Below are 22317 nucleotides of genomic sequence, written 5' to 3' on the forward strand. Positions count from 1 at the left end.
GGGACGCTTCACAATTACCCCAACTGGAGACAGCGAACGAACACGGCAAGCCGCAGCGGCTCGCCAGCGAAGACACGAGGGCCGAAACATGCAATTGGCATACGCGTCTGACTTCGAATGATTGGTCGCATTCTAATACACACCTGTATTTGAATGTTGATGTGAATTGGAATTCTTTTCGGTGCTAGACTTGCGCCCATGAAACGGCAACGACTTACTCGCGAGCAGAGCAAAGACCAGACGCGCCTGCGTCTGCTCGATGCTGCGCAAGCAATTTTTATGAAGAAAGGCTTTGTCGCGGCGAGTGTCGAAGACATCGCCGGGGCGGCGGGATATACGCGCGGCGCGTTCTATTCGAACTTCCGCAGCAAGAACGAGTTGTTTCTCGAGTTACTGCGGCGCGACCACGAGGCCATGCAAGCGGGCTTGCAGACCATCTTCGAAAACGCGGCCACGCGCGAGGAGATGGAAGAGCGCGTGCTGCGCTACTACAGCAACCTGCATCGTGAGAACAAGTGCTTCCTGCTGTGGGTGGAAGCGAAGCTGCTCGCCGTGCGAGACGGCCGCTTCCGGACACGCTTTAACGCGTTCCTGCACGAGAAGCTTGAACAGTTGAGCGCGTACATCCGCGAGTTTTCGACGCGAGTCGGCACGCCGCTGCCGCTACCGGCGGAGACGTTGGCGATGGGTTTGATGGGCTTGTGCGACGGCGTGCAGTTCTTCTACACGGTCGACCCGCAGAACGTGTCGTCGGAGATGGCTGAAACGGTGCTAGCGGGATTTTTCGCGCGCGTGGTGTTCGGGCGCGATCCGTAATACGAATGCGGGCGTGATACCCGCGCAATACGACGAATGCCGACGGATCAGCTCGCCGGCAACTGCGCGCAGGCGTCCGCCACCGGCGTGGCGCAGACGAACGAATACTGCCCGCTGTAGCGCAGGACTTCTTCACCGACGTGCAGGGCAACCTTGAGTTCCGGGCACCGCTCGTAAGCGATGAAGGCCGAACAGGCCGCGGCGGACCAGCAAACCAGTGAAAACGCGATTTTTTCGAGAAGCTGAAAACGATGTGGCATAGCGATTGATTTCCTTTCGGCCGCTATCTTACCAGCATCTAAGGGTTTATACCTATCTAATATCCGCAATAAGCCTCGCAATAGTGTCGCGAGCGCCTCAGAAACCTGACCGGATTGTCATGTTCAGGTCAGGGTTGGGACATGATCGGGTCGATACAATCGAATCGTTGGGCAAATCCGCGCGCGCCTTGTCGCGCGGGTCGACACAGGCGGCAGCGTTGCGCCGGCCCGGCTTTACCGAGGCAGGAGTCGTCCCATGAATCAATTGCAGTCGATGCGCGTATTCGTCAAGGTTGCCGACCTTGGCAGTTTCGTCCGCGCGGCCGGCGCGCTGGATCTTTCCACTGCCGTCGTCACGCGCCACGTCGCAGATCTGGAAGCGCGCCTTGGTACCCGGCTGCTCAATCGCACGACGCGCCGTCTTTCGCTGACCGAATCCGGCACCACCTATCTGGAGCGCGTGCGCCATATTCTCGACGACCTGGAGGGCGTCGAGCAGATGGTGGTGGCGCGCAATCACGAACCGGTCGGGACCCTGCGCATCGTTGCGCCAGTGGTGTTCGGGCTGCATAGCCTCGCGCCGGTGGTGCAGTCTTATGCGGAGCGTTATCCGGAAGTCATGCCTGATGTCACGCTGGCGGATCGCCACGTCGATCTGGTGGAAGAGGGGTTCGACGTCGGCATTATGGTCGCGCGGCAGATGCGCAGCGCGAGCATCGTCACGCGGCGATTGACCACCGGCTATATGACGGTGTGCGCGACGCCCGCTTATCTTGAGCAGCACGGTACTCCGACCCGTCCTGAGGATCTGTTGAAGCATCCGTGTCTGAGCCGGCCTTCGGAGCAGGGCGGCGATGAAAAGGTGTTTACCGGACCGCAGGGTGAAGTCCGTGTGAGACCCACCAACGCGATTGCCGCGAACAACACTGAGATGCTGAGGCAGTTCGCTTTGCTGGGAATGGGCGTAGCTATTTTGCCGAGCTACCTGATCGGCCGCGATCTGGCGTCCGGGCGCCTGGTCCCGTTGCTCGGCGATTACCGCCTGCCGCAGATCGAAATCACGATCGCGTATCCAAGCCGCCTTCATTTGCCGGCGAAAGTGCGCACGTTTATCGATCATCTCGTCGCGCATTTCCAGCGCACCGACGAACACGTGCGCGATCCACGGGCCAGGATGCCGCGGCGCGCCGTGGCCGGCTCGCCGGTTTATGCCGACGACCTGCCGGTGTCCGCCTTGCCGGGCGAGACGACACGGCCGACGCTCCCGGTTTCACGCGCGCGGATCGTAGCGTCGTCGTCGCTTTGACGGGTGCGAGGTAAACCTAGATCCACACGTCGTTTGCCGCGGTGCGTTCATTGCTTTCTTCGCCGGTGTTCTTCACGCCGCGTGGTTCGATCAATAGCAGCTTGACCTCGCGTTCGGCATACGGTTTGTGCTCCGTGCCTTTGGGCACCACGAACATTTCTCCCGCCGAGAGCAGCACGGAGCCATCGCGCATGTCGATGCGCAACTGTCCGTCGAGCACGATAAACGTTTCGTCCGTGTCGGCGTGTTCGTGCCAGATGAAGTCGCCTTCGATGCGTACCAGCTTGAACTGGTAGTCGTTCATTTCAGCGACCACGCGTGCTTGCCACTGGTCGCTGAAGAGCTCCAGCTTCTCAGCGAAATTGATGGCGCGGTGAGGCCGTTGAATCGTTTGATGGGTGGACATCGCGGTGCTCCCTCCTGAGGGGTAGGTGTGTCAGGCAGGAGCGTAGGGCGGGAGGCGCTAGCGGGTCTTGTACGTTTGTGCGCGGGGGCGCTGGGCTGCGGGCGATGGACGGTGGGATATCCGTCGAGCTACCGTTAACGCGCACCGCGTGTCGAAGGCCCCAGCATCTTGAGCCAATGCGCCGGCGCAACGCCCCACGCGCGCTTGAAGTGCCGCGTCATATGGCTCTGATCGGTAAAGCCGGCCGCCGCCGATGCGTCGGCGAGCGACACGCCCTGAATCGCGAGTCGGCGCACAAGATCGAGCCGGCGCATGGTCAGATAGCGATGCGGACTCGTGCCGAACAGCGCACGAAAATCCCGCGACAAACTCCAGCGGTCGCGGCCGGCGGCTGCCGCCAGTTCGTCGAGTGTCACGGCGCTATCGAGCGAACCAAGCATGTACTCGCGTGCCCGTTCAGCCGCGAGGTAATCCACCGGACGGCGCGTCGCCGCACCGCCTGCCACGGCGTCGAGCGCGATGGCCAGTTCGTAGAGCGCGTCGTCCTGTTCGAGCGAATCGATCGCGCGATCCATCGTGCGCAGCAGGCTCTCGGTTGCCGCAAACAGACGCGGGTCGCTCGAGAGTCCGCCTTCAATGAACGGCAGCGGCTTGCCGCCGAGCGCCTGCTGGAACAGCGCCGGGTCGACATAGATCATGCGGTAGTGAAAGCCGTCACGCGTGCCGGCCTGGCCGTCGTGCGGTTCGTCGGGATGCAGCACCATCGTGCCGCCAGGCAAGCTGTTACGCATGCTGCCGCGGTAGCGGAAGCTCTGCACGCCTGCCAGCGTGCGGCCGATTGCATAGGTATCGTGCCGGTGCATCGCATAGCCGGCATGATGAAAGAAGGCTTCGATTCGCTCGATGCCGCTCGTGCCGCCCGAATGCGGCGAGCGATGAATCCAGTCGGCAGCGGGCTTCGGAGCGGACGAAAGCGAACCCAGTGTCAAGACCTGCTTTCCGCTCATGCCCCCAGACCTGGCCCGTAGTTGCCGCCGACGAGGCGCGTGACCGACGCCACGTCGGCATAGTCCTGCTCCGGCAAACCGTCGAGCATCGACACGACTTCGTTGCTCGCGCCGGCTTCGCGCGCGGCGTCGACTAGCGCGTCCTTGTAGGTCGGGAAACGGACTTCGCGCAGAACGTCGGCGATCTGCAGATCAATCGATTCGCCGGGGATAGCCGATGCGGTCATGCGCGCTCCAAAGGTGCTGTTTTCAGGTCTGCAGATGCTCGTTCTGGCCGGTGAAGCTTCGCTCCAGATGCCGTGATTTGGGCAGTGCGATGTGTTGCCATTGTTGCGGACGATTGTCGTCCGTGGCAGCGACGTCCGGCGCCGCGGGAGCGACCGGTGCGGCGTTGGCGCGTTCGGCAAGGCTATTGGCGGCTGTGCTGTCTGGCGCGGTATGAACCGGCGCGGCAAAACACGAGGCTGACAGCGTCACCATGGTCAACAGTGTCGAGGTTTTCATCGCCCGACCTCCTAAGCTCATGCGGCGCTGACAGTTGAGCAAGCGTTGTGCCGTCCCCGCGTCGTAAGGACGGCGCAACCTACACGCGGCGTTGATACAGGCGGGCGACGTGCATCTACCATCTTAGATGGCAAACGGCTGCGACGCGCGCCCAAAAGAGACAAAACCTAATTGTAGATTTCACATGATGGCAGGAAAAAGGCAGCGCAGTCGCGAACGGTCGTGCTGCGTTTATGTTGCGGTGCGGTAACGGCTGATGCCCGGGTCGCGTGCGAACCTCAATCTGCCTGATAACAGTCTGGGCCAACAACGGTTCAGAGACCGCTAAGAACGGGCTTCTAGCGCAGCACGTCGAATTGTGTCCACGGCCACGACGGCCGGTCGCGCATATAGCCGTTGAGCCAGTTCCACTGCGGATGCCGCTTCATGAACGCCTGGGCGTCGAACGGCCGGCCGCACGGGTGGCCCCAGCGGGCGGTGAACGCCATCTTGCGCGCCATCTCGCTGTCGACCACCTTGCCGTCGTTGGCGCCCCACGGATTGAACGGCCCTTGATCGGAACCGCCGAAGCGCGCGTCGTCCAGTTCCAGATGCCCGCAGATGGTGCGCGAGCACGGGTTGTCGTTGCGGTCGAGATAGACGTCGTGATGGTCGGCGATCATCTCCTTCGCGAGTTCGACGTCGATCTTGCCGTGATGCATTTCTTCGAGCTGCATGAAGCGCAAGCGGCGCGCGCCGTTCTTGCGCACGTCCGTATAGTCCTCGCCTTCGCCGATGCATTCCTGGTTGCGGATCTTCAGATCGGTCGCGGTGTTGTAACCGCTATAGAAGCCGTCTTTCGTACTCTCGAAGCCGGAATAGTGCAGCCCCAGTTCGTAGCGCGCGATCTCGCCGGTCTTGGTGTCGCCGAGCAGCCAGCTGTTCGCATAGCCACCGTTGTTGGCGACCGCGAACATCTCGCACCATTCGCCGATGTTGTTGGCGTACTGCGACGCGCGCCGCGAGCGATAGAACTCCGGCGCACCCGCTGCGTTGTAGCCGACAAAGTTGGAGATGGTGGTTTCGGTGACCATCAGGCCGGCCTCGGTGACCCAGAAATCGGTGAGGCTGGAGATACAGCCCGGCAGGCCCTGCATCAGGATGCGGTTGCCGCGATCGGGCACGATGTCGAACACGACGTTGAACGCGTCGCCCGCGGCGTAGCGGTCCCACGAGTTGTGCGCCATCACGATGCGGCCGTCGCGGGTGGCGTTGCCAGTGGCGATGAACGCGCTGCAGTGATGGCCGCGGCGTCCGCGCCACGGTTTCATGCCGAGCTGCGGTTTCTGGGCCGCCGCGTGGCTCGGCCACCAGCTTTGCAGCAGATCCATGTAGCCATTCCAGGCCAGCACTTCGGCGAAAGGCAACTTCGCGCCGTCGGCGATGCCCTGGATTTCGTCGGCGAATTCAGTGTCGAGTTTGTTGGCGAACTGGGACACGGCGGCGTCGGTGAAGGTATCGAAGTCTTCGCCGGTATCCCATTTCGCGAGGTAGCGGGCGGTGCGGATCGCGTTCTGGATTTCGGTGGCGAGCAACTGGCCGTGCTGCTCGCCGCGATCGTACGGCTCGCCTTCGATATGCAGAAAAATCCAGCCGGCCTGATCACGGCGGACGGCATCGAGGGACGGTTCGCTCATCTTCGCTCCGATCGAAGGGCGGGCGTCTCGGTGCGCCCGTCTTGGCGTAACGCGCGCTGCTCGCAAGCGCGGCAGCGGTTTCCTCATTGTAGAGAATCTGCCGCGCGTTGCACGATGAGGGTGCGTTAGGCCTCAGCGCGTCGGATTCATGCGGAAGTACGCATCGAGCAGCGAAGTCTTGTACACCACCCCCGCCAGCTTCGGATCCGCGGTGCTTTCAACCACCGGCAATCGCTCTCCTTGAAACGCCATGAAGTGCTGCAACGCAACGCCGAGCGGCATATCCGGCGTGAGCACATCGAAGTGCGGCTGCAGATAATCCGCGGCGGTCTTTGCGGAGGTGTCGCGCTTGTCGAGTAGATCGGAGGTAATGTCCTTGAGCGCGACCACGCCGAGAAACGCTCCGGACTCGTTGGCGACGTACAGATACTTCACCGGATATTCGAGGAACACGCGCGTCATATCCTGCACGGTCGCGTTGGGCGGCACGACGGTTTCGGCGGGACGGATCAGCTCGCGCATCTGCGTCGCGCGCAGACGGGTGCGTTCCTGTTCCTCCTGATTGCGACGCAGCGTGATTTCGTACATCGACGTTTTGCCGATCGCGCGCGACACGAAATACGCGACCACGCAGGACAGCATCAGCGGCAACACCACCTGATAGCTGAGCGTCATTTCGAAGATCATCAGGATCGCCATCAGCGGTGCTTGTGTGGCGCCGGCCAGAAATGCACCCATGCCGACCATCGCATAAGCGAACGGCGCCGAGGTGCCGTGTGGCCACAACGCGTGCATGCCCAGACCGAACAGCGAACCGACCACCGCGCCGACGAAGAGCGTCGGCGTGAATACCCCGCCGATCGCGCCTGAACCCACAGTCGCCGATGTCGCGACGATCTTGAACACCAGCACGAGGACGAGCGCGCTCCACGTCCACGGCGAATGCAGGATGGAATTGACGACGGAGTAGCCGTTGCCCCACACCTCAGGCGTCCAGACCGACAGAATGCCGACGATCAGGCCACCCAGCGCCAGCCGGATGGGCAACGGCACGGGCAGTTTGCGAAAGTTTGCTTTCGAGAAGTCCATCAGCCGAAGAAACTGCGGCGCGGCCGCACCGCACAGCAGTCCAAGCCCAACGAACAACAGGACTTCAGCGCCCGCCACGGGCGGAAACACCGGCATTTCGTACGGCGGCTTGTAGCCGGTGAACTCACGCATCGTGATGTTGGCGACCACCGCCGAGACCACGACGGGGCCGAAGCTTTCCATCACGATCGAGCCGAGCACGATTTCAGTGACGAAAAATGCGCCGGCAATCGGCGCGCTGTACGCGGAGGTAATCCCGGCCGCCGCGCCGCAGGCGACGAGCAGACGCAGACGCGGCGGGTCCAGATGCACCCAGCGGCCGATCAACGACGCGGCCAGCGCCGCCAGTTGCACCATCGGACCTTCGCGGCCGATCGAGCCACCGCTCGAAATCGTGAATAGCGACGACACGCTGCGCCAGAAACTCAGCTTGACCGGTACCACGCCGTCTCCGATCGCCACCGCTTCCATGTAGTCGATGTGATTGCACTTGTCGACGTGTCGTTGCGCGATCAACAGAAACAAGCCTGCGATCAGGCCGCCCGCGGCGGGCAGCCACACGCGCACCGTCCACGGTAAGCTGCGCGCCATTTCGACGAAACTGCCGGATTTGCCGACCGTCGCCAGTTGCAGCAACGCGATACCTTCGCGAAAGGCAATCGTCGCGAACGCGCCCGCGACGCCGACCACCACCGACCAGACCAGCATCGTGTGGGCGTCGGAGAGACGGAACAGGGTCTGGGCGCGGGTGCGCAGCTTCAGCAGGAATGAAAGCACGTCGGCAGGAGTGGGCGTGATGGGTGGATGGGATGCGCGTACGGTAACAGCATTGCGCCCGCTGGCGGAAGCGGGCGCAATGCAGAGGGTTCGCGAAGGAGTGCGGCGTGGATCAAGTCGCCGCCTTGTCGAGTTCCGGGTAGTGCCGGAAGATGCAGGCTTCGTTATGCGCGATGCGCCGGTCGGACTGCAGATAAGCGGCGATGTTCGGCCGCTCGATCACCGCGTCGTGCAAGGCCGCGAGACGCGGATAGTGTTCGCCAAAACGCTTGAGCGCGCGCGGAAACGCGTACAGCAGGCCGTCGATCAGCTGGAACATTGACAGGTCGACGTAAGTGAGCGCGTCGCCCACCATGAACGAGTCGCCGGCCGGGTTCTGTTTCAGCACGCGCTCGAAGTACTTCATGAACTTCGGAATCCGGTGGTCGATGAAGTCGTGCGCGCGCACTTTGGCGGCGTCTTTCTGGTCTTCGTAATACAAGGCGCTGGCGAGCGGATGATGCGTATCGTGCGCTTCGGTCACCATGTCGGCGATCGTCAGTTGCAGTCCGTTGGCCACGTAGCGCAGGCTTTCGGCCGATGGCGCGAGTTTGAGCTTCGGGCCAAGGTAGAACAGGATGTTGGCGGTCTGCGCGATCACCAGATCGCCGTCCTTGAGAAACGGCGGGGCGAACGGTGGATAGGGCTCGTCCTTGCTTTTCATGATCGCCATCATCGCGTTCGTGCCGAGGCCATCGGACGATTCGCCGCGCGCCACTTCCACGTAGTCTGCGCCGGCTTCTTCCAGGGCCAGCCGCACGAATTCGCCGCGGCCTTGCAGGCCATCCCAATAGTAAAGTTCCAGGCTCATCGATCAGTCCTCATTCCAGTTGCATGAACAGGTGTGCGCGAACGGATAACGTTAGCAACCAGTATGCCGCGCATGAGTGACAGATGGTTCTCCTGAACGCACAAAACCCCGCACGCGGCGGGGTTGACGGGGAGGCGGGAGCGTCTTAGCCGAACAGGTGCTGGACGGTCCATGTGATACCCAGTCCGCCGGCAATCAACCACACGTACAGGATGAAGCCGGTGGTCAATGCGCGTGGGCCGGCCTGACGGATTTGCGCGATACGGGTTTCGATACCGAGCGCGGTCATGGCCATGGTGAGCGCGAAGGTGTCGAGCATGTTCAGCGTGCTGGTCGTGCTTTCCGGCAGGACGTGCAGCGAGTTGATCACGACGAAGGCGAGGAAACCGAGCGCGAACCAGGGAATCGCCAGCTTGCGCGGGGCGTGTTGCTTGCCGTCTTCGGCCGTTGCGGAGGCGGCCGCGTTGCGCGCCGAGCGGTTCACCCACATGCCGACGACCAGCAGCACCGGCACCAGCAGCATTACGCGGGTCATCTTGACGATGGTGGCGATGTGGGTCGCTTCCGGGCTCACGTTGCTGGCCGCGCCGACCACCTGCGCCACTTCGTGAATGGTGCCGCCGAAGAACAGGCCGGCGCCAACCGTGTCGAGATGCAGCCAACCTGCCTTGAACAGCACGGGGTAAAGGAACATCGAGAGGGTGCCGAACAGCACCACGCTGCCTACCGCCATCGCGCTCTTATGCGGCTTGGATTGCAACGTCGACTCGAACGCGAGCACAGCCGCCGCGCCGCAGATCGCGCTGCCCGCCGCCGTCAGCAGCGCGGTGTCGCGGTCGAGCTTCATGATCTTCATGCCGGCCCACGTGCCGATTACCAGCGTGCTCACGACGATCAGCACCGATTCAGCGAGACCGGGCAAGCCGACCTGGGCGATTTCCTGCAGGCTGACCCGCAGCCCGAAAAACGCCACGGCGATGCGCAAGAGTTTGCGCGCCGAGAAGTTGACGCCGGCCGCCCAGCTTTCGGGCATGCCGTCGCGCAGCGCGTTGCCGTAAATGGCGCCGGCTACGATGCCGACGATCAGCGGGCTCAGACCCAGGCCGGCGATGGCCGGGATCGACGCGATGCGGGTCACGGCCGCGGCGAACAGCGCAACGAACAGAATGCCGTTGAGTTGGCCGCGGGTCGATGACCCGGCGGGGGCGGCGGAAGCGGTGAGGTGAGCGGTGGACATGGCGTAGCGCCTTCCTATGACTGTCGTGATTCGATAGGCTCAATCCTAAATTAGATATATCGATATGAAAAATCGTGATTTAGAATGTGAAGTATCAGTTCAACGGATATTTATCCTGCCATGACCCCGGATCAACTTATAACGTTCGCCGCTGTCGCCGAGCATCGCAATATCAGCCGGGCGGCTGTGGCGTTGCATCTGTCGCAGCCGGCCGTATCGGGACAATTGCGCCAGTTGCAGGACGAATTCGGCGAGCCGCTTTATCTGCGCGACGGGCGTGGCGTGCGCCTGACGCCCGCCGGCGAGCAACTCGCCAGCTATGCGACGCGGCTGCGCGATACGTGGCGGCAGGCGCATGCGTATCGCGACGCGCTGCGCGGCCTCGAGCAGGGCACCTTGCGCATCGGCGCAAGCACCACGCCGGCGAGCTATCTGCTGCCGTACCTGATCGCCGATTTTCATCGCCACTATCCCGACGTGACGCTGCATACCGCCGACGGCAACACCACGGAGATCGTCGGCGCGCTGGGCTCAGTGGATATCGCGATGATCGAAGGTCCTGTTGGCTCGGATCTACCGCCGGACACCGCGGTGCACGCGTGGCGCGAGGATGAGATCGTCGCGATCATGCCGCGCACGCATCCACTGGCGGTGGCGCAGACGGGTGGCACGGGTACGGGTACCGCTGGCGCGGCAGGTGGAGTGGATGGGGGCGGAGCGTCGGGAGCGGTGGAAAGCGGAGCGGCTGTCAACGGCGGACGGGTGGATCTGGCGGCCTTTGGCGCGCATCCGCTAGTGCTGCGCGAAGCCGGGTCGGGCGTGCGGCAGATCGTCGAGCGGGCCTTTGCCCGGGCGGGCGTGCCGATGCGGGTGGCGCTGGAGATTGCCGGGGTCGAAGGCGTCAAGGAGGCGGTGCGGGCAGGCATGGGTATCGGTTTCGTTTCGGCGATGTCGATGCGACACGAGGACGGCGCGCTGTGTCTGTTCTCGTTGAGCCCGGAGCCGCTGACGCGGCGGCTGTCGATTCTGGTGCCACATGCGAGTGCGCCGTCGCGGGTGGTCGAGCAGTTCCTCGCGCTGTGCCTTGCTGATGGACCCTGATGGAGGTTTCCTGGGGATTTCCACTATGGTGCATGACACCTCGCCCGGCGCACTATTCGGGCATCGCAAGCGCCTCGGCGCTTTTTTTCGAAACGTGTTTGGAACCGGTTCCAAATGCCGATCGTGAGACAGATTTGAGTAATTTCGACATGACTGACGTAGTGGACGTGGTGATCGTCGCAAGCGCATTCGGGATGGACGCGGTTCGCACGCACGGTCATCTGAAGTGGGCCGACGCGAGCAAGCGAGCCGGCGCCACCGGCTTCGAAGTGCGTCGCGAACTCTTCGCCGACGAAGCAGACGCCGCGCCGCAGGCTTTACGCGCGCTCGGCAAGGAAATTGCGGCCCTCGGGTTGTGGTCGGTCTACTCGACGCCCGCGTCGCTGTACACGCCGGATGGCGGGCTCGACGCCGACGCACTGCGCGTCTCGATTGAAGAAGCGATCGCGCTGGGCGCGCGCTTCGTGAAGCTGCAACTTGGCGGGTTTGGCGCCGAGGCTAACGCCGCAGTGATTGCCGATTACATGCGCTGCGCGGACGTGCGGCTCGTCGTCGAAAACGGTCAACTGGCGGAAGGCGGTTCGCTTGGGCAATTCACGGACTTGTTCGAAGCGTTGGAGCGTGAAGGCCACGCCGGCCTGCTCGGCATGACCTTCGACATCGGCAACTGGGCCTGGCGCGATGTCGCGCCGCTCGATGCCGCCGGGTCGCTGGCTGCGCACGTCGAATACATCCATTGCAAGACGACGGTGGGCGAGGGCGCACGACGCTTTCCCGTCGCGCCGGCCGCCGGTGACACGCAGTTCGCCGCGGTGCTCGACAAGCTGCCGCGCCACGTGCCGCGCGGCATTGAATTTCCGTTCGATGCGAACCGTATCGATGCGGACGCGGCGCACTACGTCGCATGGTTGGCCGCCGCGTAAGCGGCGCGTAGGACCTGAGAGAGCGGTACCCAATAAATGCCTGGCAGAAAGCGTGTGCGGAGCAGTGCACGCGGCACGGGCGGAAGCGTGCAGAGAAGCGCAAGCAAGGCGGCGCACGTGCAGTACGCGCAAGAAAACCGGCAGCAAACAGGAACACGCAGGAGCGAAGCATGAGCAACACAAACGCAGCACTCGATGTCATCACCTACGGCGAAGCGATGGCCATGTTCGTGGCCGCCGAAACCGGCGCACTAGCCGGTGTCGGGCAATTCACCAAGCGCGTCGCGGGCGCCGATCTGAATGTGGCGATCGGCCTGTCGCGATTGGGGTTCAAGGTGGGTTGGATGAGCCGCGTCGGCAACGATTCGTTCGGCCAATACGTGCGCGACACGCTGACGAAAGAAGGCATCGACCAGCGCTGCGTGACCACCGACGAGCGCTACCCGACCGGTTTCCAGCTGAAGTCGAAGAACGACGACGGCAGCGATCCGGCCATCGAATACTTCCGCAAAGGGTCCGCGGCGAGCCATCTGTCGTTGGCTGACTATGTGGCCGATTACGTGCTGCCCGCGCGTCACTTGCATCTGACGGGCGTGGCGCCGGCCATCTCAGCCAGCTCGTGCGAACTCGCATTCCATCTGGCGCGTGAAATGCGTGCCGCAGGCAAGACGATCTCGTTCGACCCGAATCTGCGCCCGACGCTGTGGCCCTCGCGCGCCGCGATGGTCGAAGGTTTGAATGCGCTCGCCGCACTGGCTGACTGGGTGCTGCCCGGTATCGGCGAAGGCGAGATTCTGACCGGCTACACGCAGCCGGACGACATCGCCAGGTTCTATCTCGACCAGGGCGCGCGTGGCGTGATTATCAAGCTCGGCGCAGAAGGCGCGTACTTCCGCACCGCCGACGATGCCGCCGTGATCGCCGGGCAGCCGGTCGTGAACGTAGTGGATACGGTGGGTGCGGGCGACGGTTTCGCCGTCGGTGTGGTCAGTGCGCTGCTCGAAGGCAAGACACTGCCGCAAGCGGTCGCACGCGGCAACCGTATCGGCGCCCTGGCGATTCAGGTGATCGGCGATTCGGAAGGCCTGCCGAGCCGCGCCGAACTCGACGCGCTCGAACGCGCCGACGTGCCGCACATCGCAACCGCGGCTTGAGCGTCTGAGCCTCGCATAACGAGCGTTCAATCGTTCAGCACTAGCTGGCTCGATAACAGCAAGAGCGCCCGAACAGCGCCCCGTGACCGTCCATCATTGCTTCGGGAAGCCGTTAGCAACTTTCTTGCATGGGATCAGAGTAAGCGTTAAAGCGCCAACTCTGGTCGACCGCAACTGCATGGGATCAGAGTAAGCGCTAAAGCGCTAACTCTGATCGACAAAGGAGACTTCCATGACTTCATCGCTTGCGATTCGCCGCTGGTGGACGATCATGCCGATCGTATTCATCACGTACAGCCTCGCTTATCTCGACCGCGCGAACTTCGGTTTCGCATCGGCCGCCGGCATCAACCAGGATCTCGGCATCAGTAAGGGCTTGTCGTCGCTGATCGGCGCGTTGTTCTTCCTCGGTTATTTCTTCTTCCAGATTCCCGGCGCGATTTACGCGGAACGCCGTAGCGTGAAAAAGCTCGTGTTCTGGAGCCTGATCCTGTGGGGCGGGTGCGCGGCGCTGACCGGCATGGTCAGCAATATCCCCTCGCTGATGGTGATCCGCTTCGTGCTCGGCGTGGTCGAGGCCGCGGTGATGCCGGCGATGCTGATTTTCATCAGCAACTGGTTCACGAAGAGCGAGCGCTCCCGCGCCAACACCTTCCTGATTCTCGGCAATCCCGTTACGGTGCTGTGGATGTCGGTGGTCTCCGGCTATCTGGTGCATTCGTTCGGCTGGCGTCACATGTTCATCGCCGAAGGCGCGCCGGCGATTCTCTGGGCGGTGTGCTGGTGGTTCATCGTGCAGGACAAGCCGCAGCAGGTATCGTGGCTCACGCAGCAACAGAAGGACGATCTCGCCGAAACCCTGCGCGCCGAACAGGCCGCCATCAAACCGATGCGCAATTACAGCGAAGCGTTCCGCACGCCCGCCGTGATCAAGCTGTGCGCGCAATATTTCTGCTGGAGCATCGGCGTGTATGGTTTCGTGCTGTGGCTGCCGTCGATCCTGAAGAACGGTTCGACGCTCGGCATGGTCGAAACCGGCTGGCTCTCGGCGCTGCCGTATCTGGCTGCAACGATCGCCATGCTTGCGGCTTCGTGGGCATCGGATAAACTCAACCGCCGTAAAGTGTTCGTGTGGCCGTTCCTGCTGGTCGGCGCGATCGCGTTCGCCGCGTCGTACGCGCTCGGCTCCACGCACTTCTGGATCTCGTACGCGTTGCTGGTGATTGCCGGCGGCGCAATGTATGCGCCGTATGGGCCGTTCTTTGCGATCGTGCCGGAACTGCTGCCGAAAAATGTCGCGGGCGGCGCGATGGCGCTGATCAATAGCATGGGCGCGCTCGGTTCGTTCGTCGGTTCGTACGTGGTCGGCTATCTGAACGGCGCGACCGGTTCACCCGCGGCATCCTATGCGTTCATGAGCGTGGCCCTGATCGCCGCGGTGATTCTGACGTTGATCGTCAAGCCGCAGGCGCAAGCACAGCCGCAAACCAAGGGCGCCACGCTCGCTACACCGTTGCAAGGAAAATAAGCTGATGAAGAAGATCGTCGCCTGGAAGTCGCTGCCTGAGGATGTGCTCGCGTATCTGCAAGAGCATGCGGAAGTCGTGCAGGTCGACCCTGCGCAGCACGACACGTTCGTCGCCGCATTGAAGGACGCGGACGGCGGCATCGGTTCGAGCGTGAAAATCACGCCGGCGATGCTCGAAGGCGCAAGCCGGCTGAAGGCGCTGTCGACCATCTCGGTGGGCTTCGACCAGTTCGATGTTGCCGACCTCACGCGCCGCGGCATCGTGCTCGCGCACACGCCGGACGTGTTGACCGAGTCCACGGCGGATACGGTGTTCTCGCTGATCCTCGCGTCGGCGCGGCGCGTGGTCGAACTCGCGGATTGGGTGAAGGCGGGCGAGTGGAAGCAAAGCATCGGACCCGCGCATTTCGGTGTCGACGTGCAGGGCAAGACGCTTGGCATCGTTGGGCTGGGCCGGATCGGCGGCGCGGTTGCGCGGCGCGCGGCGCTCGGTTTCAACATGAAGGTGCTGTACACGAATCGCAGTGCGAACGCGCAGGCGGAACAGGCATACGGCGCGCGCCGCGTCGAGTTGGCGGAGTTGCTCGCCACCGCTGACTTCGTCTGCCTGCAAGTGCCGCTCACGCCCGAGACGAAGCACATGATCGGCGCGGCCGAATTCAAGTCGATGAAGAAGAGCGCGATTCTGATCAACGCATCGCGCGGCGCCACGGTCGATGAACAGGCGCTGATCGAAGCTCTGCAAAACGCCACGATTCACGGTGCGGGTCTGGACGTGTTCGAGACCGAGCCGCTGCCGGCTGATTCGCCGCTGCTGAAAATGGCCAACGTGGTCGCGTTGCCGCACATCGGCTCGGCGACGCACGAGACCCGCCATGCGATGGCGCTTAACGCAGCGGAAAACCTCGTCGCCGCGCTCGATGGGACACTCGCGACCAACATTGTCAACCGTGAAGTGCTGAAGAAATGAGCACGACGCCGCTTGCCGCCCCGCGCCGCGCGACGATTACGGACGTCGCGCGCGAAGCCGGCACGGGCAAGACCAGCATCTCGCGCTATCTGAATGGCGAGATGAGCGTGCTGTCGCCGGAATTGCGCTCGCGCATCGAGGCGGCTATCGAGCGTCTCAACTATCAGCCGAACCAGATGGCGCGCGGCCTCAAGCGTGGCCGCAATCGCCTGATCGGCATGCTGCTCGCCGACCTGACCAACCCGTATTCCGTCGAAGTGCTTCAAGGGGTGGAAGCCGCTTGCCATGCGCTTGGGCTGATGCCGCTGATCTGCCACGCGGCCAACGAAGTCGAAATGGAGCGGCGCTATCTGCAACTGCTGACCACGTATCGCGTGGAAGGCGTGATCGTCAACGCACTCGGCGTGCGCGAGGAAACCCTGCGGCCGGTGGGCGGCGGCGGGATTCCGGCGGTGCTGGTCGACCGTTCGGTGGATGGGCTCGTCGCCGACATGGTTGGGCTGGACAACCGGGCGGCGGCCGAGCTCGGCACGCGGCATCTGCTCGACAATGGGTTCGACGATATCTGGTTTGTCGTCCAGCCTTTCGAGCAAGTCAGTTCACGGCAACTGCGCGAGGCGGCGTTTCGCGAGGTGATAAGCGGCGTGGGCGGCGCGCGTGGGCATACGCTGGTGCTGAATCTTGCGGAGCCGGCAGCCGTCGAGCGCGCTCTTGCCGAACTGGACCGCGCAATTGACGCGGATGGCGGCCCTGGCGATGCCGTGGCCAGCGTGACAGGTAACGCGACAAGCAGCGTCACAGTTCGCACCGGTGGCAAAGCCAGCCGCATCGCCTTGTTCGCGGCCAACGCGCCCGTCGCGCTGTGCCTCGCTCTCCATTTGAAAGCGCGCTACGGCGCGGATTGGCAGGCGCGCGTCGCGCTGCTGTCGATCGACGATCCCGAATGGGCCGAATTGACGGGCATCACAGCGATCCGCCAGCCGACCTACGAGATCGGCTATCGCGCGGTCGAGTTCCTCCACGAGCGCATCGAAGGGGTTCAGGCCACCGTGCGCGACTGCCTCCTGCCAGGCGAATTGATCGTCCGCGCCTCAACTTTGCGCTGACTTCGCGCTGATCTGCGATCATTCGGGCTGCGGCGCGCAGCGGGTGCGCGCCGGTTATCGCAAGGAAACCCATGGTTGTTGCACCGCTTACCCTCTCGAGCCTCGCCGTCGCGACGCTGTTCATCGCCGCTTTACCGTTCCTGATCTACCGCCGTTTGCGTCGGCCGCTCGCGCTGAACCCCCGCGACGCGATCACCGGCATCGCCGTGTTCGCGCTGTTCGCGATGGTGATCGAGCGCGCGCTGAACGACTACGTGCTGCATCGGAACGAAGCGACCGCCACCTTCCTGTCCAATCCGGTGGCCTTCGTGGTGTATGGCGCGCTGGCGGCGGGTATCTGCGAGGAAGTGGGGCGGTTCATCGGGATGCGGCTGCTGCTCAAGCGCGCGGCAGCGAAGTCCGCTGCGGGCACGGGCGACGGCACGGCGCTGACCTATGGCCTCGGCCACGGCGGCGCTGAAGCGTGGCTGGTTGGCGTGCTGGTGCAGATTCAATGGATCCTGTTCGCCATCTTCGAAAACCGCGGCGAGCTGGACGGCTACCTGAGCAATCTGCCGACCGACTCGGTGATGCGCATCCACCTGATTCTCGCTGGCCTGACGCCGCAGACGGCCGGCATTTTCGCGCTCGAACGGGTGGCCGCGCTGGTCTTCCAGATCGGCTTGTCGGTGCTGATGTGGCGTGGGTTGCGGGCTGGCTGGCGCGGCATCCTGCCGCTCGCGATTGTGTTGCACGCGCTGGTCGACGTGCCGGCTGCGTTGTTCCAGGCGCAGCTCGTGCCGCTCGCTGCCGTGGACGGCGTGTATGCGGTGGGGGCGGTGATCGTCGCGGGCTTGTTGTTCAGAGCGTTCCGTCGCCCGACGCTTGCCGCGTGAGTCGTTTGTGAACCGCCTGTTACACCGGCCATCCGTGATTCTCTAACTTTCGGCGTACCCTTGCGGTACGCAGTTCAGGCTCATCCTCTCGGCACACTTCATGGAAGAAGCTTACCAATACGACTGCGCGAATCCCGAGTTCGAGGAATTGGCACGCGTTATCAGCGATCTGTTCCCCGAGCAGACGCAGTTCATCCAGCGTGCGGGCGAAGACGGTACGCCGACGCTGGCGATTCACTGGGTTGCCATGCGTTTCGGTTCGACCGCGCGCCGGATTGTGATGACCGTGGTGATCGCGCCGACGGCGTTGGCGCGTTATCGTGCCTTGCCGGCGCGGCTGCGAGGCAGGAGTTTCGCTGTGCTGCGGGCATATGTCGAAGCGAGTATTGGCTCGCTTGAAGAACAGTACGCGAACGGCGAGGCGGTGCCGCGCGATGTGACGGTGGATCTCGGCGACGAGTTTGCCTGAAGCGATTGGCTCGAGACGGCCGGGCCATTGGGTAGAAGGCGGCCTTTTCGCGCCCAGCCGGCCACGATTCAGCGGCAGTGAATCATAGGCTGTGACTCATAGGCTGTGACTCAGTCCGCGAGCCGATAAACCTTCGCGAAGCGGGCGGCCTGCACCACGCCGTAGTCGCCGGGGGCGTACTGCATGATCCAGTCGCCGGCCGCGCCGTGCAGCACGTCGCCGCCACTCGCCGAGCGGGCCAGTGAAAACGCTTCATTCATCTGCTTGGCCAGCACGACAGCGGGACGGTTACGGTATGCGCCCGCTTCGCCGTGAGCGAGGGCGGCGTCTTCCGGCAGGTATTTGGCATCGAAACGTTCACGTGAGACGACCCAGCGGTCGCCGGTCGATCCGGTGATCAGCGCGTCGCCGCGGGCATAGCGGTTCGGGCCTTCCAGGCTCATCAGTTCGCCTTCGGCAGCAGCGAATTCAACGCGCACGGTTTCGTTTTTGACGACGCGCTGGGCGTCGGCATCTTGACTCAGATCGAGATTTTTGAGTTCGGTCATGAAGCGAGTGGATGTGGAGAGATGAACAGCCTGGCCAAGACCTTGCGTCCCGACGCTGCGTACTCGCAATCATGCCAGATGCATTTGAAGATCGGGTTCTTTTGCCAAAGGCAATAGAACTGCGCGCAGCGCGGAAACCCGCGTCGCGCGCCATCAGCCGTGTGACGTAACTAGTCTCTTACGGCTTCAGAGTCGCGTCACTCGGCAGCGGCCGGTGCCTTCTTGGCGCCGCCCTTGCCTTGGTGACGATGGCCGCCTTCAGGACCGCCCTGATGGAACGTCACGTCGGCAAGTTTCTTCTGCTCAGGCGAGAAGCTGCTGTACAGCGGATCGAACGCATCGACCAGTTTCTTCATGCCGTCCGCATGCGCTTGCGCGATCGTGGCGTATTGCTTCATGTCGTCGATCGCCGACAGATTCGTGTTGGCCTTGCGCTGCTGGAACAACTGCCCCATCGTCTCGCCATTGCCGCGCATGACATCGGCGAACGCGTTCCATTGCGATTCCTGCGCCGACGTGATCTTCAACTGCGTGTGCAGGTAGGCGATACGGTCTTCGACATTGCGCTCGTGGCCTGCTTTGGCGGCCGGCGCCGAAGCCGGGGTGCCCGTCGGTGCCGAGGCCGGTGCGGAAGTTTGTGCGAATGCGCCGCTCATGGCGACTGCGGTGGCCAGCATTACGAGTGCTTTTTTCATCGAAACTCCTGATGTCTGTTCGAATTATGACAAGGCGAGCATGGCGAGCGGCCCAACGCGCGTTCGCATAGCGACGCAAGGCGACCGGCTGCCCACTTCGCCGTCGCCGCTATTAGTATCACGATATCCCTACAATGCGGCTGCAGTGCGACAAACGCTTACAACCGAAACGAACAGGAAATAGCGGGTGGACAAATTCGTCAGCATGGAAATCTTCGTTGCGGTGGTCGAGGCGGGCAGTCTCACGGCGGCCGCCGAGCGTTTTGACATTTCGTCGGCGATGGTGGGCAAGCACATCCGCTCGCTTGAAACGCGGCTCGCGACGCGGCTTCTGACGCGTACCACGCGCCGTCAGAGCCTGACCGAAATCGGCCGTCAATACTACGAGCAGTGCCGGCGCATTCTGGCCGACGTCAAGGCGGCGGAGTCGCTCGCCGAGGCCATGGCGGCCGCGCCGCGCGGGGTGCTGAAAGTGACGGTGCCGCTGACCTACGGCGTCGAGGTCTTTGCCCCGGCGATGACCGACTACCTGAGTGCGTGGCCGGACGTGAGCCTCGAACTGGATCTGTCGAATCGTGTGATTGACCTAGTGGAAGAGGGCTTCGATGCGTCGGTGCGCATCGGCCGCTTGCCGGATTCCAGTTTCGTCGCGCGGCCGTTGAAGCCTTACCGGATGCGCGCGTGCGCGTCGCCGGCCTATCTGGCGCGGGCCGGCACACCGCGCACGCCGGCCGATCTCGTGCAGCACGAATGCCTCGGCTTTCTGCACTGGGGCCGTGAGGGATTGTGGCGGCTCGGCGGCGAGGACGCGGACGAAAACCAGCTGCGCGCCGGACGGTTTCGGGCGAACAACGGCCAGGCGCTCAAGGTTGCGGCATTGCGTGGCTTCGGGCTGGTGTTGCAGCCGGAGGCGCTGCTCGCGAGGGAGATCGCCAGCGGCGAACTGGTGTCGGTGCTGGAGGACTATCTACCGGAGGGCGCGCCCGTCCATCTGCTTTACTCACGCGACCGCCGCGCCACGCCCAAGCTCACCAGCTTCATCGATTTCGTGATCGAGCGGTTTGGGGCGTGATCTTGCCGCTTGCCGGGTTTCGTTTCCCGTTTCGCGCTCGTTGTTAGCCGTTCATCATTGCGTCACGCATGGCTCGGGGTTCCTCTGCCTGCCGCCCGATGCCCAGGACGCGCGATAATCCTTCACAACCGACCAACTTCCTTCGCCCCCGATGAGACCTCCGCGCCTCGACCAACTCGACGATCTCGACCGCAACCTCGTTGCGCTGCTGCAAGCCAACGCCCGTGAGAGCGTCGCCAACCTCGCGCGTCAACTGGATGTGGCGCGTACCACTGTGATCGCCCGGATCGCCAGGCTCGAGCGCAGCAACGTGATTGGCGGCTATAGCGTGAGGCTCGGCCAGGACGTACTCGACTCGAGCATCCAGGCGTACGTCGGCATCATCATCGCGCCGAAGTACGGGCCGGCCGTGCAGAAACGTCTCGGCAAGATGCCCGAGGTACAACTGCTATGCGCGGTGAGCGGCGAGTTCGACTACGTCGCGTGGCTGCGCGCCGATTCGCCCGACCGCCTCAACGATCTGCTCGACGAGATCGGCGGCCTGGAAGGGGTGGAGCGAACCACCACGTCGATCATTCTTGCGCGCAAGATCGACCGCGGCATGGTGTGATCCTACGGCCAGATTTTTACGCCGTTTTGACATGTTTTCGACATATCGACTAATCACGTCGTCATAACGTCGAAATTCATGGTCATAGCGCAGCACTTTGCGCGTATGAACTGTTTTTGCTTCTCCCTAAACTGTGTCTCAAGGGTTCAGCCCGCCGGGCGCAGCGCCTTAGCGCAGCGCACTTCCCAAGCTGGAGACAGCATACACAGAACAAGGAGAAGCGCATGAAAGTAGCCATCGTTGGCGCAGGTTTGATCGGTCACACCATCGCCCATATGTTGCGTGAGACTGGCGACTACGACGTCGTCGCATTCGACCGCGATCAGCATGCGCTCGATAAGCTCGCCGCCCAGGGTATCCCGACCCGCCGCGTCGATTCCGCCGATGCCGCCGCACTGCGCGCCGCCATTCAGGGCTTCGATGCGCTCATCAACGCACTGCCGTATTACCTGGCGGTGAACGTGGCCTCGGCCGCCAAGGGCGCGGGCGTCCATTACTTCGATCTGACCGAAGACGTGCGCGCCACCAGCGCGATTCGTGCAATCGCCGACGACGCCGATCACGCCTTCATGCCGCAATGCGGTCTCGCACCGGGTTTCATCGGCATCGCCGCGCATGAACTGGCGAACCGTTTCACCGAAATCCGCGACGTGAAAATGCGCGTCGGCGCGCTCCCGGAGTTCCCGACCAACGCGCTGAAGTACAACCTGACGTGGAGCGTCGACGGTCTGATCAACGAGTACTGCCAGCCGTGCGAAGCGATTCGCGACAGCCGGACGCAGTGGGTGCAGCCGCTGGAAGGCCTCGAGCACTTCTCTCTCGACGGTACCGAATACGAAGCCTTCAATACGTCCGGCGGGCTGGGTACGCTATGCGAAACGCTGGCGGGCCGCGTCGAATCGCTGGACTACAAGTCGGTGCGTTATCCGGGCCACCGCAACCTGATGCAGTTCCTGCTGGAAGACCTGCGTCTTTCGAGCGACCGCGATACGCTCAAGACCATCATGCGCCGCTCGGTGCCCGCGACCGCGCAGGACGTCGTGCTGGTGTTCATCACGGTGAGCGGTATGCGTGACGGTCAACTGGTGCAGGAAGTCTTCACCCGCAAGATCTTCGCGAAGACGGTGTGCGGCGTGCCGATGAGCGCCATTCAGATCACCACGGCCGGCGCGATGTGCGCGGTGCTCGATCTGTTCCGTGAGCAGAAACTGCCGCAAAGCGGTTTCGTGCGTCAGGAACAGGTGTCGCTGCGCGACTTCCTCGCGAATCGCTTTGGCCAGTTGTACGAAGGGCAGTCGCTGGATGCGATGGCAACGGTGTAAGCCGCGGCTCTCGCAC

The 22317-nt window shown here is 63.2% G+C and carries 23 protein-coding genes and 1 pseudogene; 13 read left to right on the forward strand and 11 right to left on the reverse strand.

Features of this window, described 5'->3' with window-relative positions; translation table 11 throughout:
• Window positions 1-198 precede the first annotated feature (198 nt).
• Window positions 199-816, forward strand: a complete 618-nt coding sequence (locus KHO30_RS13965) for a TetR/AcrR family transcriptional regulator (RefSeq protein WP_211701314.1) — start codon at window positions 199-201, stop codon at window positions 814-816.
• A 47-nt stretch (window positions 817-863) separates the two neighbouring features.
• Here KHO30_RS13965 and KHO30_RS13970 read toward each other — a convergent pair whose 3' ends face one another.
• The gene (locus tag KHO30_RS13970) at window positions 864-1076 is read right to left on the reverse strand and encodes a hypothetical protein (RefSeq protein WP_211701315.1); all 213 of its coding nucleotides are present in this window, start codon (window positions 1074-1076) and stop codon (window positions 864-866) included.
• 256 nt (window positions 1077-1332) lie between these two features.
• On the opposite strand from KHO30_RS13970, the gene KHO30_RS13975 reads away from it, so the two are divergent.
• Entirely contained in the window at window positions 1333-2382 is a 1050-nt protein-coding gene (locus tag KHO30_RS13975; protein WP_093645004.1) for a LysR family transcriptional regulator, read from the forward strand.
• Between the two features lie 16 nt (window positions 2383-2398).
• On the opposite strand, the gene KHO30_RS13980 is transcribed toward KHO30_RS13975, so the two are convergent.
• The 8 genes from KHO30_RS13980 to KHO30_RS14015 form a co-directional block, all read right to left on the reverse strand.
• The gene (locus KHO30_RS13980; RefSeq protein ID WP_200621338.1) at window positions 2399-2788 is read right to left on the reverse strand and encodes a cupin domain-containing protein; all 390 of its coding nucleotides are present in this window, start codon (window positions 2786-2788) and stop codon (window positions 2399-2401) included.
• A 134-nt stretch (window positions 2789-2922) separates the two neighbouring features.
• The gene (locus tag KHO30_RS13985) at window positions 2923-3795 is read right to left on the reverse strand and encodes an AraC family transcriptional regulator (RefSeq protein ID WP_093645000.1); all 873 of its coding nucleotides are present in this window, start codon (window positions 3793-3795) and stop codon (window positions 2923-2925) included.
• Entirely contained in the window at window positions 3792-4022 is a 231-nt protein-coding gene (locus KHO30_RS13990) for a DUF2795 domain-containing protein (RefSeq protein WP_093644998.1), read from the reverse strand. Before KHO30_RS13990 ends, KHO30_RS13985 begins: the two co-directional genes overlap by 4 nt.
• A 22-nt stretch (window positions 4023-4044) precedes the next feature.
• Window positions 4045-4299, reverse strand: coding sequence for a hypothetical protein (locus KHO30_RS13995; protein ID WP_054039558.1), 255 nt, complete (start codon window positions 4297-4299; stop codon window positions 4045-4047).
• Window positions 4300-4637: 338 nt separating this feature from the next.
• On the reverse strand, window positions 4638-5975 hold the full coding sequence (locus tag KHO30_RS14000; RefSeq protein ID WP_093644996.1) for a C45 family autoproteolytic acyltransferase/hydrolase: 1338 nt from the start codon (window positions 5973-5975) through the stop codon (window positions 4638-4640).
• 132 nt (window positions 5976-6107) lie between these two features.
• Window positions 6108-7841 (reverse strand): ClcB-like voltage-gated chloride channel protein, encoded by a 1734-nt coding sequence (locus KHO30_RS14005; protein ID WP_093644994.1) that lies wholly within the window; start codon window positions 7839-7841, stop codon window positions 6108-6110.
• Between the two features lie 112 nt (window positions 7842-7953).
• Window positions 7954-8691, reverse strand: coding sequence for a glutathione S-transferase (locus KHO30_RS14010; protein ID WP_200652136.1), 738 nt, complete (start codon window positions 8689-8691; stop codon window positions 7954-7956).
• Window positions 8692-8836: 145 nt separating this feature from the next.
• Window positions 8837-9928 (reverse strand): YeiH family protein, encoded by a 1092-nt coding sequence (locus KHO30_RS14015; RefSeq protein ID WP_093644989.1) that lies wholly within the window; start codon window positions 9926-9928, stop codon window positions 8837-8839.
• Between the two features lie 120 nt (window positions 9929-10048).
• On the opposite strand from KHO30_RS14015, the gene KHO30_RS14020 reads away from it, so the two are divergent.
• The 8 genes from KHO30_RS14020 (at window position 10049) to KHO30_RS14055 (ending at window position 18054) form a co-directional block, all read left to right on the forward strand.
• Window positions 10049-11029 carry a LysR family transcriptional regulator gene (locus KHO30_RS14020; RefSeq protein WP_093644987.1) on the forward strand — a complete coding sequence of 327 codons (981 nt, stop codon included), beginning with the start codon at window positions 10049-10051 and terminating at the stop codon, window positions 11027-11029.
• A 149-nt stretch (window positions 11030-11178) separates the two neighbouring features.
• Window positions 11179-11952 (forward strand): sugar phosphate isomerase/epimerase family protein, encoded by a 774-nt coding sequence (locus KHO30_RS14025; protein ID WP_200652135.1) that lies wholly within the window; start codon window positions 11179-11181, stop codon window positions 11950-11952.
• A 170-nt stretch (window positions 11953-12122) separates the two neighbouring features.
• Window positions 12123-13106 carry a sugar kinase gene (locus tag KHO30_RS14030; protein ID WP_200652134.1) on the forward strand — a complete coding sequence of 328 codons (984 nt, stop codon included), beginning with the start codon at window positions 12123-12125 and terminating at the stop codon, window positions 13104-13106.
• Window positions 13107-13338: 232 nt separating this feature from the next.
• A complete protein-coding gene (locus tag KHO30_RS14035) occupies window positions 13339-14634 on the forward strand; it encodes an MFS transporter (protein ID WP_200652133.1) in 1296 nt (431 codons plus the stop codon).
• Window positions 14635-14638: 4 nt separating this feature from the next.
• Window positions 14639-15604: a 2-hydroxyacid dehydrogenase gene (locus tag KHO30_RS14040; RefSeq protein ID WP_211701316.1), complete on the forward strand. Its 966-nt coding sequence runs from the start codon at window positions 14639-14641 to the stop codon at window positions 15602-15604.
• Window positions 15601-16710, forward strand: coding sequence for a LacI family DNA-binding transcriptional regulator (locus KHO30_RS14045; RefSeq protein WP_211701317.1), 1110 nt, complete (start codon window positions 15601-15603; stop codon window positions 16708-16710). The genes KHO30_RS14040 and KHO30_RS14045 overlap by 4 nt, the downstream gene beginning before the upstream one ends.
• A gap of 71 nt (window positions 16711-16781) precedes the next feature.
• The gene (locus tag KHO30_RS14050) at window positions 16782-17585 is read left to right on the forward strand and encodes a YhfC family intramembrane metalloprotease (protein ID WP_211701318.1); all 804 of its coding nucleotides are present in this window, start codon (window positions 16782-16784) and stop codon (window positions 17583-17585) included.
• Window positions 17586-17685: 100 nt separating this feature from the next.
• Window positions 17686-18054 (forward strand): DUF3022 domain-containing protein, encoded by a 369-nt coding sequence (locus KHO30_RS14055; RefSeq protein WP_172314765.1) that lies wholly within the window; start codon window positions 17686-17688, stop codon window positions 18052-18054.
• Window positions 18055-18164: 110 nt separating this feature from the next.
• Here KHO30_RS14055 and KHO30_RS14060 read toward each other — a convergent pair whose 3' ends face one another.
• Together KHO30_RS14060 and KHO30_RS14065 are read right to left on the reverse strand one after the other, a co-directional pair.
• The gene (locus tag KHO30_RS14060; protein WP_211701319.1) at window positions 18165-18602 is read right to left on the reverse strand and encodes a PGDYG domain-containing protein; all 438 of its coding nucleotides are present in this window, start codon (window positions 18600-18602) and stop codon (window positions 18165-18167) included.
• A gap of 178 nt (window positions 18603-18780) precedes the next feature.
• Window positions 18781-19297, reverse strand: a pseudogene (locus tag KHO30_RS14065) (Spy/CpxP family protein refolding chaperone).
• Window positions 19298-19484: 187 nt separating this feature from the next.
• Here KHO30_RS14065 and KHO30_RS14070 point away from each other — a divergent pair.
• The 3 genes from KHO30_RS14070 (at window position 19485) to KHO30_RS14080 (ending at window position 22301) form a co-directional block, all read left to right on the forward strand.
• Window positions 19485-20369 carry a LysR substrate-binding domain-containing protein gene (locus KHO30_RS14070; protein WP_200621325.1) on the forward strand — a complete coding sequence of 295 codons (885 nt, stop codon included), beginning with the start codon at window positions 19485-19487 and terminating at the stop codon, window positions 20367-20369.
• Window positions 20370-20520: 151 nt separating this feature from the next.
• A complete protein-coding gene (locus KHO30_RS14075) occupies window positions 20521-20979 on the forward strand; it encodes an Lrp/AsnC family transcriptional regulator (RefSeq protein ID WP_054039581.1) in 459 nt (152 codons plus the stop codon).
• Window positions 20980-21203: 224 nt separating this feature from the next.
• Window positions 21204-22301: a saccharopine dehydrogenase family protein gene (locus tag KHO30_RS14080; protein WP_093644967.1), complete on the forward strand. Its 1098-nt coding sequence runs from the start codon at window positions 21204-21206 to the stop codon at window positions 22299-22301.
• Window positions 22302-22317 lie beyond the last annotated feature (16 nt).

The organism is Paraburkholderia aspalathi (genome assembly GCF_905220735.1).
GTDB lineage: Bacteria > Pseudomonadota > Gammaproteobacteria > Burkholderiales > Burkholderiaceae > Paraburkholderia > Paraburkholderia aspalathi.

Bases quoted from the DNA above. Each gene is read 5' to 3' on its own strand.
- KHO30_RS14030 (WP_200652134.1), top strand. From the start codon at position 12,123: ATGAGCAACACAAACGCAGCACTCGATGTCATCACCTACGGCGAAGCG.
- KHO30_RS14035 (WP_200652133.1), top strand. From the start codon at position 13,339: ATGACTTCATCGCTTGCGATTCGCCGCTGGTGGACGATCATGCCGATC.
- KHO30_RS14020 (WP_093644987.1), top strand. From the start codon at position 10,049: ATGACCCCGGATCAACTTATAACGTTCGCCGCTGTCGCCGAGCATCGC.
- KHO30_RS14075 (WP_054039581.1), top strand. From the start codon at position 20,521: ATGAGACCTCCGCGCCTCGACCAACTCGACGATCTCGACCGCAACCTC.
- KHO30_RS14040 (WP_211701316.1), top strand. From the start codon at position 14,639: ATGAAGAAGATCGTCGCCTGGAAGTCGCTGCCTGAGGATGTGCTCGCG.
- KHO30_RS14060 (WP_211701319.1), bottom strand. From the start codon at position 18,602: ATGACCGAACTCAAAAATCTCGATCTGAGTCAAGATGCCGACGCCCAG.
- KHO30_RS14045 (WP_211701317.1), top strand. From the start codon at position 15,601: ATGAGCACGACGCCGCTTGCCGCCCCGCGCCGCGCGACGATTACGGAC.
- KHO30_RS14000 (WP_093644996.1), bottom strand. From the start codon at position 5,975: ATGAGCGAACCGTCCCTCGATGCCGTCCGCCGTGATCAGGCCGGCTGG.
- KHO30_RS14080 (WP_093644967.1), top strand. From the start codon at position 21,204: ATGAAAGTAGCCATCGTTGGCGCAGGTTTGATCGGTCACACCATCGCC.
- KHO30_RS14025 (WP_200652135.1), top strand. From the start codon at position 11,179: ATGACTGACGTAGTGGACGTGGTGATCGTCGCAAGCGCATTCGGGATG.
- KHO30_RS13965 (WP_211701314.1), top strand. From the start codon at position 199: ATGAAACGGCAACGACTTACTCGCGAGCAGAGCAAAGACCAGACGCGC.
- KHO30_RS13975 (WP_093645004.1), top strand. From the start codon at position 1,333: ATGAATCAATTGCAGTCGATGCGCGTATTCGTCAAGGTTGCCGACCTT.
- KHO30_RS14010 (WP_200652136.1), bottom strand. From the start codon at position 8,691: ATGAGCCTGGAACTTTACTATTGGGATGGCCTGCAAGGCCGCGGCGAA.
- KHO30_RS13995 (WP_054039558.1), bottom strand. From the start codon at position 4,299: ATGAAAACCTCGACACTGTTGACCATGGTGACGCTGTCAGCCTCGTGT.
- KHO30_RS14015 (WP_093644989.1), bottom strand. From the start codon at position 9,928: ATGTCCACCGCTCACCTCACCGCTTCCGCCGCCCCCGCCGGGTCATCG.
- KHO30_RS14050 (WP_211701318.1), top strand. From the start codon at position 16,782: ATGGTTGTTGCACCGCTTACCCTCTCGAGCCTCGCCGTCGCGACGCTG.
- KHO30_RS13985 (WP_093645000.1), bottom strand. From the start codon at position 3,795: ATGAGCGGAAAGCAGGTCTTGACACTGGGTTCGCTTTCGTCCGCTCCG.
- KHO30_RS13990 (WP_093644998.1), bottom strand. From the start codon at position 4,022: ATGACCGCATCGGCTATCCCCGGCGAATCGATTGATCTGCAGATCGCC.
- KHO30_RS13980 (WP_200621338.1), bottom strand. From the start codon at position 2,788: ATGTCCACCCATCAAACGATTCAACGGCCTCACCGCGCCATCAATTTC.
- KHO30_RS14055 (WP_172314765.1), top strand. From the start codon at position 17,686: ATGGAAGAAGCTTACCAATACGACTGCGCGAATCCCGAGTTCGAGGAA.
- KHO30_RS13970 (WP_211701315.1), bottom strand. From the start codon at position 1,076: ATGCCACATCGTTTTCAGCTTCTCGAAAAAATCGCGTTTTCACTGGTT.